The organism is Micromonospora sp. NPDC005252 (assembly GCF_042872475.1).
GTDB lineage: Bacteria > Actinomycetota > Actinomycetes > Mycobacteriales > Micromonosporaceae > Micromonospora.
The window spans coordinates 33,065-45,521 of sequence record NZ_JBIAKN010000004.1; the positions used below are offsets into that span (position 1 = coordinate 33,065).

Annotated in this window: 9 protein-coding genes and 1 pseudogene; 7 read left to right on the forward strand and 3 right to left on the reverse strand. The window is 69.6% G+C overall.

Annotation, left to right across the window (positions count from 1 at the left end; all coding sequences use genetic code 11):
* Positions 1–96: 96 nt before the first annotated feature.
* Entirely contained in the window at positions 97–708 is a 612-nt protein-coding gene (locus ACFYPH_RS13240; protein ID WP_354861144.1) for a YdeI/OmpD-associated family protein, read from the forward strand.
* 126 nt (positions 709–834) lie between these two features.
* On the opposite strand, the pseudogene ACFYPH_RS13245 reads toward ACFYPH_RS13240, so the two are convergent.
* The 3 genes and pseudogenes from ACFYPH_RS13245 to ACFYPH_RS13255 form a co-directional block, all read right to left on the reverse strand.
* Positions 835–1,041: pseudogene (locus ACFYPH_RS13245) on the reverse strand (transcriptional regulator); the annotation flags it as partial.
* A 151-nt stretch (positions 1,042–1,192) separates the two neighbouring features.
* Entirely contained in the window at positions 1,193–2,341 is a 1,149-nt protein-coding gene (locus tag ACFYPH_RS13250) for a hypothetical protein (RefSeq protein ID WP_354861146.1), read from the reverse strand.
* Positions 2,338–2,583: a hypothetical protein gene (locus tag ACFYPH_RS13255; RefSeq protein ID WP_354861147.1), complete on the reverse strand. Its 246-nt coding sequence runs from the start codon at positions 2,581–2,583 to the stop codon at positions 2,338–2,340. The genes ACFYPH_RS13250 and ACFYPH_RS13255 overlap by 4 nt, the downstream gene beginning before the upstream one ends.
* 772 nt (positions 2,584–3,355) lie before the next feature.
* On the opposite strand from ACFYPH_RS13255, the gene ACFYPH_RS13260 reads away from it, so the two are divergent.
* The 6 genes from ACFYPH_RS13260 to ACFYPH_RS13285 all read left to right on the forward strand — a co-directional run bounded on the left by ACFYPH_RS13260 (position 3,356) and on the right by ACFYPH_RS13285 (position 12,425).
* Complete coding sequence (locus tag ACFYPH_RS13260; protein ID WP_363939045.1) at positions 3,356–4,687, forward strand: cellulose binding domain-containing protein; 1,332 nt, start codon at positions 3,356–3,358, stop codon at positions 4,685–4,687.
* Between the two features lie 562 nt (positions 4,688–5,249).
* Entirely contained in the window at positions 5,250–6,788 is a 1,539-nt protein-coding gene (locus ACFYPH_RS13265) for a non-reducing end alpha-L-arabinofuranosidase family hydrolase (protein ID WP_387181544.1), read from the forward strand.
* 134 nt (positions 6,789–6,922) lie between these two features.
* Complete coding sequence (locus ACFYPH_RS13270; protein ID WP_354856231.1) at positions 6,923–7,282, forward strand: VOC family protein; 360 nt, start codon at positions 6,923–6,925, stop codon at positions 7,280–7,282.
* 285 nt (positions 7,283–7,567) lie between these two features.
* Positions 7,568–9,388, forward strand: a complete 1,821-nt coding sequence (locus ACFYPH_RS13275) for an ABC transporter ATP-binding protein (RefSeq protein WP_354856230.1) — start codon at positions 7,568–7,570, stop codon at positions 9,386–9,388.
* 5 nt (positions 9,389–9,393) lie between these two features.
* Positions 9,394–11,166 carry an ABC transporter ATP-binding protein gene (locus ACFYPH_RS13280; RefSeq protein WP_387182317.1) on the forward strand — a complete coding sequence of 591 codons (1,773 nt, stop codon included), beginning with the start codon at positions 9,394–9,396 and terminating at the stop codon, positions 11,164–11,166.
* 23 nt (positions 11,167–11,189) lie between these two features.
* On the forward strand, positions 11,190–12,425 hold the full coding sequence (locus ACFYPH_RS13285) for a glycosyltransferase (protein WP_387181548.1): 1,236 nt from the start codon (positions 11,190–11,192) through the stop codon (positions 12,423–12,425).
* The last annotated feature ends 32 nt before the right edge of the window (positions 12,426–12,457 follow it).

Here is a 12,457-nt window from a genome sequence, read left to right on the forward strand (position 1 = left end):
TCCGACTGCTGCGCCGGTGCTGATCCCGACCGCCCGGCGGATCGGGCCGTCCCACCGGCCGAGGGCGCTGTCACAGCGCACCGATAGCCTGCTGCCATGGCGAGCGCCGAACTGGAAGAGTTGATCGTCGCGGACGCCGACGCGCTGCGCGCATGGTTGTCGGAGAACCACGCCACGTCGCCCGGCGTCTGGCTCGCCCTGACCAGGAAGGGCGGCACGGTCACCACGCTGACCTGGCAGCACGCGGTCGACGAGGCGCTGTGTTTCGGCTGGATCGACGGGCAGGCCCGCAAACGGGACGAGCAGACCTCCTGGATCCGGTTCACCCCTCGCCGACCCCGTAGTGTCTGGTCCCAACGCAACGTCGAACACGTCGCCCGGCTGGAGGCGCAGGGACGGATGATGCCCGCCGGCCGCGCCGCGGTGGAGGCCGCGAAGGCCGACGGGCGGTGGGCTGCCGCGTACGCCCCGGCGTCGGAAGCCGAGGTTTCGGCCGACCTGCTCGCCGCCATCGCCGCCGAACCCGCCGCCCAGGCCATGTTCGACGTGCTCACCAAGACCAACCGGTTCGCGCTCATCTACCGCCTCAACGCCGTCAAACGGGCGGAGACCCGCGAGCGGAAGATCGCCGAGTTCGTCGCCATGCTGGCCCGCCACGAGACCATCTCTCCGCAGAAGGCCAGGCCGCCGAGCGCGCCATCCTCGTGATCACGGCGCTCCGCCGGCCCTGACCCGGCGCGTCGTACCTGCCACCGGTCGTCCTCGGGACCGGGCCCGACGGCTACCGGAACGGTCAACTGGCTGTCCACGGCCCCGGGGGCGGCGAAAGGGCCTTCAGTCGGCGCCGTCCACGCGGGTGGCGATGTCGCGCAGGGCGGCGATGTGGGCGCTCAGAGCCGCCCGACCGGCCGTGGAGAGGTTGATCCAGGTCCGCGGGCGCTTGCCCACGTAGCCCTTGCGGACCTCGACGTACCCGCCGTCGCTCAACGTCGAGATCCGCTTCGACAGGGCGGAGTCGCTGAGCTTCACGGCGTCGCGGACGAACGCGAACTCGGGCGGTGGCGCGTGGCCTGGCCGTCACGTCGCTGCGGGAGGTCGCAGTCGGGCGGGAGACGACCGAGCCGGAGGTCGACGCTGTCCACCCTGCGGTCAAGCAGCTCGAAACCGTGACCCGCTGGCGGCGCCCCGCAGCTCAGGCGGAGGAGCGCAGGCGCGAACCCGAGGCGTCGACGGTCTGCCGCGTGCCGTGCACGGTGACGCCGGTCAGCCGGATGCTTCCCAACGCCTCGGGGATGCGCGGATCGGTGGCGAGATGGCCGTTGCTGACGTCGAGCCCGAGCATCGACCGCAGAAGCAGCAGAGGGGCGCCGCTGGCCCAGGCCTGGGGATTGCAAGCGGTGGGGTAGGGCACGGGCCGTCGTCCGAACGATCGGTCGTACCCGGAGAACGCCTCGGGCAGGCGGTAGTCGAAGTGGGCCGCCGCATCGAGCATCGCCATCGCGATGCGGTTGGCCGCATCCCGGTGGCCGTACCGGGCGAGCCCGGCGGCGATGATCGAATTGTCGTGCGGCCACACGGTGCCGAGGTGGTAGCCGATGGGGTTGTACCCCACGTCCTCGGTGGACAGGGTCCGGACACCCCACCCGGAGAACATCGCGTCGGACATCAACTGCCGAGTCACCGCGGCGGCACGATCGGGCGGGACGATTCCGCTCCACAACAGGTGGCCCATGTTCGAGGTCATCGAATCGATGGGCCGCTTGTCGGCGTCGAGGCCGATCGCGTAGTAGCCGCCGCGCGTCGGCAGCCAGTAGTCGCGGTTGAACCGCTCGCGCAGATCGGCGGCCTCGCCACGCAGGCGTCGCGCCAACGGAGGGTCGGCCCACGGTCCGTCGGCGAGTTCCGCGGCGCGGAGCTTGGCGTCGTAGGTGTAGCCCTGGAGCTCGCAGGTGGCGACCGGCAGGTCGGGGAGCCTGCTGTCGACGAACTGCACACCGTCCGGTGAGTCGCGCCAACACTGGTTGCGCATCCCGTCCGGGGAACGCGTGGCGTACTCGACGTAACCGTCGCCGTCGCGGTCTCCGAATACGTCGATCCACCGCAGAGCGGCGTCGGCGTTGGGCCGCAACTGCCGCACCAACGCGTCGTCGCCCGTCCACCGCCAGTACTCGGAGAGCAGGATGAGCCACAGCTGGGTGGTGTCGGCCGAGCCGAAGCAGGGGCCGTACGGCGCGATGCCGAGCTGCGTCAGCTCCCCGGATCGGAACTCGTGCAGGATCTTCCCGGGCTCCTGGTCGCTGAAGTCGTCGACGGCGTTGCCCTGGTGCGCGGCGAGCGTCACCAGCGCACCCGCGCGACGTCCGGTCCACAGGTGATGCTCTGGTAGGCGGTGACCAGCGTGTCCCGCCCGAAAATGGTCAGGAACCAGGGCATTCCGGCGGCCAGCAGGACGACCTGTTCGCCGTTGATCTCCTTGACGATGCGCATCGACAGCAGGTCGACGGCGGACTTGTGATAGACGTTGCGCAACAGCTCCGAATCCGCGCTGAGGTCCGGCTTGTTGGCCGCCCACCGCGACGCCATGTCGTCGGCGCCGGGGTCGTGTGCCTCACCGAAGGTGCGGCTGGGCGGCCGTGCCGATGGAGCCCGAGCCCAATTGCGGGGGCATGTCGCGATTCGCGCCGCCGTGAGCCTGTTCCTGCTGTTGCGTCGGCCGCGAATTCATGGCACCCGCACCTCCCCCGATGGCAGGGGGCGGCTCCGCCGTGCCCGTTCGCAGTCTAGGACTCGAAAAGATGACCTCGCTGCGATATCGAAGGGCACTGCCGGCGGCGACACGGACGACCGATCGTGCCGGTGGGCGGGACACCGCTCACCGGCACGATGGGCGCTCACGCCGGCGTGACGCCTGCCCTGCTCCGGCCCACGGTGGTGAGGTGCGCGGGTCGGGCTGGTCCGTCCGCTGTGGCCTGTTCCGTGGCACTCGGCCGGTTGAGCATGTTATCGATAACATGCTATCTTTCGGCGCGGGAGCGAAGGGCACGCTCCCAGTCACCTCAGTCAATCGGCACAGGCAACGCCGAGGGCTCGCCCCTCCCGCCGCCTCGCCGGTCGGTGACCAGTCCGGGCCGCTCCGCCACTGCCAGGCGACCGCAGGCGGTCGTCGGACGACCCTGGTCCGGCTGCATTCCCCCTTGCCCCGTCACGGACAACCCCGGCAGCGACGGTACGGCCCGTACGCACCCGTGTGCGCCATGCCGGCCTCAGGAGCATGCCGGCCCGCACACCGGTGCGAACCGACTCGTTGACGGCGAGGTGCATGTCCTACGGACGATCAACGGCAAGGAGTCGAGCAATGGTCAAACGGAGACAACTCTTCTCGTTCATCGCGGCCGCGGTGGTTCTCGTCGCGGCGACCGGTGGTGCGCTGCGCGGCGGATTCGGCGCCGAGGCGTTGGCTGCCACCAACGGCACCCTCGCGGCGACCGCGGGGTGCGGCAAGGCGCCCACTCTCACCAGCGGGACGCGCACGATTTCCAGCAGCGGCCAGAATCGCAGCTACATCCTCCAGATCCCGGGCAGTTATGACCGGAACCGTCCGTACCGACTGGTCTTCGGCTTCCACTGGCTGAACGGCTCGGCCAACAACGTCGCCTCGGCCGGCTACTACGGGCTGGCGCCGTTGTCGAACAACAGCACGATCTTCGTCGCGCCCCAGGGTATCGACGCCGGTTGGGCCAACACGAACGGTCGGGACCTGACCCTGTTCGACGACATCTCCCGGCAGGTCGAGAACGACCTCTGCGTCGACACGACCCAGCGTTTCGCCCTGGGCTGGAGCTACGGCGGGGCCATGAGCTACGCGGTGGCCTGCGCCCGCCCGACCGTCATCCGGGCGGTCACCGTGCTCTCCGGCGCCAACCTCAGCGGCTGTAACGGCGGTACCCAGCCGGTCGCGTACTTCGGCATCCACGGCATCTACGACAGCGTGCTGAACATCTCCCAGGGCCGGGCGCTGCGCGACACGTTCGTCAGGAACAACGGCTGCACCGCACAGAGCCCGCGCGAGCCCAGCCGAGGCAGCCTCACCCACATCACCACCACCTACTCCGGCTGCCGCGCGGGTTACCCCGTGCAGTGGGCCGCGTTCGACGGCGACCACACCCCGAGCCCGGTCGACGGGTCGTCCAGCCCCAACGACTCCAGGACCTGGACCTCGGCGGAGATCTGGCGATTCTTCACCCAGTTCCAGTCCACCACGCCGCCCACGACCGCCCCGCCGACCACGGCCCCGCCCACCACGCCGCCTCCGACCACGCCCCCGCCGACGACGCCCCCGCCCACCACGCCGCCTCCGACGACGCCGCCGCCGACCGGGGAGCCGGGCAGCTGCGCCGCCACCTACCGGGCGGTCAACAGCTGGCCGGGCGGCTTCCAGGGTGAGGTCACCGTCGCCAACAACACCGCCACCTCGATCAGCGGCTGGACCGTACGCCTGACCCTGGCCAGCGGCCAGGCCATCAGCAGCCTCTGGAACGGCACCAACACGGGCACCACCGGCAACGTCACCGTCCGCAACGCCGCGTACAACGGCACCCTGGCGCCGAACGCCTCGACCACCTTCGGGTTCACCGCCACCGGCAACGGCGACACCCCGCCCAGCAACGTCACCTGCACGAGCCCCTGACCGTCCGAGCCCGGGGTCCGGAGCCACCAGCTCCGGGCCCCGGGCCGGGGTTCCACACCGCAGCGACCGCCACGGCGGTGGGCAGCGTCCGCGCCGCGGGCCGTGCGTCCGGTGGTGCGAGCTTCGGTGCCGCGCCTGCCGGACGTCGGGGCGTCGACGCCCGAGGAGGCCGGGACCAGACCATGTGCGGGCGTCGATGTTAGCGCCAACCATCCCAGATCGCCGGATGCGCCTTCCCAGGTCGAGGACCTCGGACGGCATTGTTGCCGTGCATGATCGGCGTCGATCGGTTGCGTCGTGCGCGGGCGCGGGCCGCCGGCTCATCGAAGCGCCAATGTTACGTCTTGACGAACAGCATGTTATCGCTCACAGTCGATGGTCAAGGACGGCGACGGCTACGGCTCACGGGGCGGGCCTGCGACGCCGACCTTGATTCAGGCGTGCGTCCACAGCATGCAGGGGATCTTGTTAGCGCGAACATTCCCGACGCATGCACCCGGTCGCGTGTCGCGGTGCGCCCAGCTTCGGGTGGCCGTTCGGCTCCTGGTGATTGAGGAGGATCATGTCTGCCTTTGGTAGGTCTCCGTCGACGGCACCGCCCTCGCGGCGGCGAGGGTGGTTGGTGCGAGCAGTCGCCGCCGGCGCGGCAGCGGTGGTGGTCGCCGGCGCCGCCGCGATGGCGGTGTCGTCGCCCGCGTCAGCGGCGACGGTCGACACCAGCGCCTGGTACGTGTTGGTGAACCGCAACAGCGGCAAGGCATTGGACGTGTACAACCTGGCCACGAACGACGGGGCGCGGATCACCCAGTGGACGCGTAACAACGGTAACCAGCAGCAGTGGCAGTTCGTGGACTCGGGCGGCGGCTACTACCGGCTCAAGTCGCGGTTGTCGGGCAAGGTGCTTGACGTCTACAACCGTTCGACCGCCAACGGCGCGGCGATTGTGCAGTGGACCGACAACAACGGCACCAACCAGCAGTTCCAGCTGGCCGACTCGGACAGCGGCTACGTGCGGCTGATCAACCGCAACAGCAACAGGGTGATGGAGGTGCAGGGCGCCTCGACCGCCGACGGTGGCAACATCGTGCAGTACGACGACTGGAACGGCACCAACCAGCAGTGGCAGCTCGTGCGCGTCGACGGCGGGGGCAACCCCACCACGCCGCCGCCCACCACGCCGCCCCCGGGCGGCACGTGTGATCTGCCGTCGTCGTACCGGTGGTCGTCGACCGGCGCGTTGGCGCAGCCGAAGTCGGGTTGGGTGTCACTCAAGGACTTCACCGTCGCCCCCTACAACGGACGGCAACTCGTCTACGCCACCACCCACGACACCGGCACCCGGTGGGGCTCGATGAACTTCGGCCTGTTCACCAACTGGTCCGAGATGGCCTCCGCCAGCCAGAACACCATGAACAACGCCACCGTCGCACCCACCCTGTTCTACTTCGCCCCCCGCAACATCTGGGTCCTGGCCTACCAGTGGGGCGGCACCGCGTTCTCCTACCGCACCTCCACCGACCCCACCAACCCCAACGGCTGGTCCGCCGCCCAAACCCTGTTCACCGGCAGCATCACCGGCTCCGGCACCGGCCCCATCGACCAAACCCTCATCGCCGACAACAGCACCATGTACCTCTTCTTCGCCGGCGACAACGGCAAGATCTACCGCGCCAGCATGCCCATCGGCAACTTCCCCGGCAGCTTCGGCAGCACCTACACCACCATCATGAGCGACTCCACCAACAACCTCTTCGAAGCCGTCCAGGTCTACAAACTCCAAAACCAGAACCGCTACCTCATGCTCGTCGAAGCCATCGGCTCCCAAGGCCGCTACTTCCGCTCCTTCACCGCCACCAGCCTGGGCGGCACCTGGACCCCCCAAGCCGCCACCGAAAGCAACCCCTTCGCCGGCAAAGCCAACAGCGGCGCCACCTGGACCAACGACATCAGCCACGGCGAACTGATCCGCACCACCGCCGACCAAACCTTCACCATCGACCCCTGCAACCTCCAACTCCTCTACCAAGGCCGATCCCCCAACTCCGGCGGCGACTACGGCCTCCTGCCCTACCGCCCGGGCCTGCTCACCCTGCAACGCTGACCCTCCACCACCTGACGACGCGGGGCGGGCTCGGCACCACGCCGAACCCGCCCCGCGTCGCGTGCCTGGGCCGCCCGTCCGTGCCAGGGTGGGTCATGCCATTGAATGCACACCACCTGAGAACATCGGTCGCCGTGTCCGACATCGCGAGGGCCGTCGCGTTCTACGAAGGCAAGCTGGGCCTGGTGGCGCTGTGGTCCGCGCCCAGCGCCACCATCGCCGACGGCAGCCGCATCTACGCCTCCGGTGGCGGTCCGGCCCTCAACGTGTACCAGTCGGTCACCGCCGGGAAGACCCAGGCGACGCTGGCGACGTGGTACGTCGACGACATCGACGAGATCGTCGACGAGCTGACCTCGTCCGGCGTCGAGTTCGCCCGCTACGAGCAGATCGAACACGACTCGAAGGGGATCACCGAGCGGGCCGGCGGTGGTCGTATCGCGTGGTTCCAGGACCCGGACGGCAACACCTTCGCCATCGAGGCCGACGTCTGACCGACTGCGGGGCGCCGCCGCGCGGGGATCCGGCCCGCTGAACTCTGCCGGGGCGCAGAGGGCGACGGATCGGAATGCCGCGAGCTCTTCTCCCACATTGCCGCGTTGTTGCCGGGTCGGTGCGATCCGACCATCTTCCGCGAGGGAATTCGGCCCTCGTGTCGATCTCGACCGCTCGACGTTCGTCGGAGCAGTGACAGCACCGGCGGTCGAGTAGGGAGATCGATGACCATGCGCAGCAGCCTGTGGGGACTGATATCCGCGCGTGCGAGCATCCTCCGCCTGATGCCCAGAGCGGGCTTCGGCCTCCTCGGCGCGCTCCTCCTGCTCAACCTGCTCCTCGCCGCGCTGCCCATCGCGTTCGTCATCACGTCCAGCGTGGTGCTCGGCAAGGTGCCGGGGGCGGTGGACGGCGGCCTCGACTCGACGGCGTGGCGGGAGCTGGTGCCGGTCTTCGCGGCGGCGGCCGGCATCTTCGTGTTGCAACAGGTGTTGGCTCCGGCCCAGCTCTCGCTGGGCGAGCTGCTGGCGCGGCGGATCGACGGCACCGTGGTGGACGACGTGATGCGGGCGTCCACGCGCAGCACCGGGGTCGGGCCGATGGAGGACCAGTCCGTCCTCGCCGACCTGCGCTACGCCGCCCGCGAGCTGGAACACGGCCTGCAGATGTGGGGGCCGGGCAGCGCCTGCGCCGGCACTCTCGCGCTGATCGCGCGGTACGGCCAACTGGTCGGCTACACGGCCATCATCGGCGTCGTCTATTCCTGGTGGGCGGCCCTGGCGGTGGCCGTGACCGTGCTGTGGTTCCGCAACGTGCAGCGCGGCGGCCTGCGCCGCTACGCCCACGCCCGGTTCAGCCTCATGCCCCAGCAGAACAAGGTGGAGTACGTCCGCAACCTGGCCGTGCAGGCGCCGGCGGGCAAGGAGATCCGGGTCTTCGGGCTGGCGAACTGGATGGACGGCGAGATGCGCTCGTCCTACCGCGCGTGGTTCACACCGCTGTGGGCGGCGCGGCGGCGCGTCTACCTGTGGCCGGGTGTGTGGTCCACCGGGTTCAGCCTGCTCGCCTGTGGGGCGATCTTCGCGACGATCGGCGCCACCGCGATCAGCACGCTGACGCTTACCGAGTTCGTCCTGATCATGCAGGCGGCACTGGGCGCCATCCGGCTGTCGGTGTTCTACCCGGAAGCCGACCTGGAGACCGCGATCGGCACCGAGACCCATCGGGCGGTGCGACGGTTCTCCGATCACATCGACCGGTACACCGTGCTGGAGCCGACCGGCTCCGGGAGCCCGGCACCCGAGCCGGTCAGTGAGATCCACTTCGACGACGTGTCGTTCCACTATCCCGGTCAGGACCGGCCGGTGCTCGACGGTCTGGACCTGCGAATCCCGGTCGGCAGCTGCACCGCGATCGTCGGGCTCAACGGCGCGGGCAAGACCACCCTGGTGAAGCTGCTCGCACGGCTCTACGAGCCCGACCGCGGCGCCGTACGCCTCGACGGGGTCGACATCCGCACGTTCGAGCTGTCGCAGTGGCGGGCCCGGCTCGCCGTGATCTTCCAGGACTACCTGCGCTACGAGTTCTCGGCGGCGGACAACGTGGCGTTCGGCGCGGTGGGCTCGGCGGACGATCGGGACGGCGTCCGGGAGGCCGTGGCCGCGATGGGCCTGACCGACGTGCTGAACTCGCTGCCCCGCGGCCTGGACACGCCGCTGGCCGCGCATGTCACCGGCGGCGCCGAGCTGTCGGGCGGCCAGTGGCAGCGGCTGGCGCTGGCGCGGGCCTTGTTCGCGCTGCGCCACGGCGCGTCGGTCGTCGTGCTCGACGAACCGACAGCGAGCCTCGACGTACGCGCCGAGGCGCAGTTCTTCGATCAGTTCGCGGCGCTCACCCAGGGTGCCACCACGCTGCTCATCTCCCATCGTTTCTCGACGGTCCGGCACGCCGACAAGATCGTGGTGCTGCACGACGGCCGGGTCAGCGAGGAGGGCTCACACGACCAGCTGCTGGCTCGCAACGGGCGCTACGCCGAGCTGTTCAGGTTGCAGGCCAACCGCTTCGCCGACAACACCGACTCGGACCGGGACGAGGTGCTGCTGTGAGGGAGATGTTCTCCGGCGTCGGCAAGCTGCTGTCCGCAGCATGGCGGATCGACGCGCGCAAGACCGTGGTCGCCACCTTCCTCATGCTGGCCCTGGCCGCGTCGGCCGCCCTGCTCGCCGTCGCGCTCGGCATGATGACCGACGCGGTCATCGGCGGAGACGCGACCGAGGCCGCCGTGTTGGGCGCGGTGGTGGCCCTGCTCGCCATCCTGGCGCAGTCCTCCGGCCAGTTCGCCATGGTCGCGTACTTCGAGCTGTCCGAACTGATCGAGCTGGACCTGCACCGGGAGTTGCTGGCGGTCTCCAACGGATCTGAGGGGATCGGCCATCACGAGCGCCCCGAACAGGCCGACGAGCTCACCGTCCTGGTCCAGGACAGCGGGCAGTTCCGCAGCAGCATGGAGTCGCTGTTCCAGGCGGCGACGATGGTGCTGGCGGTCGTCCTGGGCGCGGCGATCCTGGCGTGGCAGAGCCCGTTGCTGCTGTTGCTCCCGGTGGCCGCGGCCGTGCCGTTGTTCACCGGTCGGCTGGCGGAGAGCGCCCTGGAGCGGGCCAAGACGGCGGTCGCCGAGCCGACCCGTGTCGCGCTCAACCTCTTCCAGGCCACGACCACCGCCCGCTACGCCGGCGAGCTGCGGGTGTTCGGCGTGGAGAAGGAACTCCGGCAGCGGTACGCGAGCCTGTGGCGAACCGCCACCCGTGGTCTCTACGGCGCGCACCTCAAGGCCATGGCGCTACGCGCGGCGGGTCAGGTCGTCTTCGGCCTCGCGTACGTCGGAGCGGTGTTGCTCGTCGTGCGCAACGCGATAGCCGGGCAGCAGAGCGTCGGCGAGGTGGTCCTGGTCATCGTGCTGGCCACCCAGGTCAACCAGCAGGTGACCGGCGCCGTCACGCAGCTGCAACAACTGCAACGTCTCGCCAACACCTATCTACGGCTGGATCGGTTGCGCGACGCGGTCGTCGGCGCCGGGTCCCTGGCCGACCAGCCCGTCCCGGACCGGCTGGTCACCGGGATCGCCTTCGAGAACGTGAGCTTCAGCTACCCGAGCGCCGAACGGCCGACGCTGCGCGATGTCAACCTGACGCTTGCCGCCGGCAGCACGGTGGCGATCGTCGGTGAGAACGGCGCCGGCAAGACGACCCTGGTCAAGCTGCTGTGCGGCTTCTACCAGCCCACGGCCGGCCGGATCCTCGTCGAGGGTGTCGACCTGCGACGGCTGCCCGTCGAGCGGTGGCGCGAGCGGATGGCCGCCGGCTTCCAGGACTTCGTGCGGTACGAGATCCGGGCGCTCGAGGCGGTCGGTGTCGGTGACGTGGCGCGGGTGTCGGACGAGGCCGCGGTCAACGACGCGTTGGTGAAGGCACACTCCACCGACGTCCTGCGCGCCCTGCCGGACGGGTTGTCCACCCAGCTCGGCACGTCGTACGCCGATGGCGCCGAGTTGTCCGGCGGGCAGTGGCAGAAGCTCGCCCTGGGTCGGGCGCTCATGCGGGACAACCCGATGCTGCTGCTGCTCGACGAACCCACATCGGCCCTCGACCCGCAGGCCGAACACGAGCTGTTCGAGCGCTACGCCGAACACGCGAGGCGCACCAGCGCGCGGACCGGGGCGATCACGGTGTTGATCTCGCATCGCTTCTCCACGGCACGGATGGCAGACAAGATCATCGTGGTCGGCGACGGGCAACTGCTCGAGGTCGGAGACCACGACACCCTGATGCGCGCCGGCGGCTCCTACGCCGAGATGTTCGCCATCCAGGCCAAGGCCTACAGCTGACCGACCACACGAGGGAGAGAGAAATGGGCCATCGGATCCGGGTATCCGTCATCATCGCGACCTACAACTCGGCCGACCTGCTGGCCGACACACTGCGTTACCTCGTCCGGCAGACGATTCCCACCAACGAGTTCGAGGTGATCGTCGGCGATGACGGTTCGACCGATCACACCGCCGAGGTGGTGCGGTCCTTCGCCGGCACCCTCCAGGTCAAGTACGTCTTTCAGGAGGACCGGGGATTCCGTGCCGCCGCCGCGCGCAACGCCGCCGCCCGGCTCGCCGTCGGCTCGCTGCTGATCACTCTCGACACCGGCTCGATGGTCGGCCCGGAGTTCCTCGCCGCGCACCTGGCCGCCCACGAGGGCGGCGAGTCGCGGCGGGCGGTGATCGGCCTCAGCTACGGCTACAACCCCGAGGTGCCGATGGCGGGGGTGGACGAGCTTCTCGCGCAGATGTCCCCGGAGACGGCGGTGGAGCAGTTCCGCGACCTACCCGACTTCCAGGATATCCGCCAGTCCTACTTCGCCGACTGCGAGATGGACCTGAGCCGGCGACTGGTGGCCTGGCAGGCATTCTGGACCTTGAACTCCTCTGTGCGGACCGACGACTTCCGCCGGGTCGGCGGCTTCGAGGAGAAGTTCGAGGGCTGGGGCGGCGAGGACATGGAGTTGGCGCTTCGGCTGCAACGGGCCGGTCTGACGATCGAGATCGCGCCCGACGCCTGGGTCGTGGTGGCGCCGCACGACCGCGATCACAAGGCGAACTACGACGCGCTCTTCGCGAACATGCGGATGTTCCTGAGCAAGTTCCCGGAGCCCGTGGTCGAGATGGGCTTGGGCGTGATGCTCGACAAGGGGGAGTTCTGGGCCTGGGAGCAGACGTACCGGGAGCTTCTGGACTGGCGGCAGCAGACCGGCGGCCTGAGCGTCTCCGACGAGATCGCCAGGGCCCTGACGGACGTGCCGGCCGACGAGTCGGTCGCCATCATCGGGTGCGGCGCCGAGCTGCCCGCGACGGTGACCAGCGCGATCCTCGTCGACTTCGACGACGAGCTCCTCGACCGTGCCGTGCGTTCGGGGGACCACAGCGGCTACCACGCCGTCGGGCTGCACACGCTGCTGGCCGACGACAGCGTCGACACGGTCGTCATCACCTCCCGGATGGCCGGCCTCTGGGGCACCTGGGGTGCGGAGATCCTGGCCGAGTCCGACCGGATCGGCCGGCGCACCATTTCGTACGCCGGCCCGGCAACCTCGTGAACCCGTAGGCCAGTTCGAAGAGCTGGACCGAC

Bases quoted from the DNA above. Each gene is read 5' to 3' on its own strand.
- ACFYPH_RS13240 (WP_354861144.1), top strand. From the start codon at position 97: ATGGCGAGCGCCGAACTGGAAGAGTTGATCGTCGCGGACGCCGACGCG.
- ACFYPH_RS13255 (WP_354861147.1), bottom strand. From the start codon at position 2,583: ATGGCGTCGCGGTGGGCGGCCAACAAGCCGGACCTCAGCGCGGATTCG.
- ACFYPH_RS13260 (WP_363939045.1), top strand. From the start codon at position 3,356: ATGGTCAAACGGAGACAACTCTTCTCGTTCATCGCGGCCGCGGTGGTT.
- ACFYPH_RS13265 (WP_387181544.1), top strand. From the start codon at position 5,250: ATGTCTGCCTTTGGTAGGTCTCCGTCGACGGCACCGCCCTCGCGGCGG.
- ACFYPH_RS13275 (WP_354856230.1), top strand. From the start codon at position 7,568: ATGCCCAGAGCGGGCTTCGGCCTCCTCGGCGCGCTCCTCCTGCTCAAC.
- ACFYPH_RS13280 (WP_387182317.1), top strand. From the start codon at position 9,394: ATGTTCTCCGGCGTCGGCAAGCTGCTGTCCGCAGCATGGCGGATCGAC.
- ACFYPH_RS13285 (WP_387181548.1), top strand. From the start codon at position 11,190: ATGGGCCATCGGATCCGGGTATCCGTCATCATCGCGACCTACAACTCG.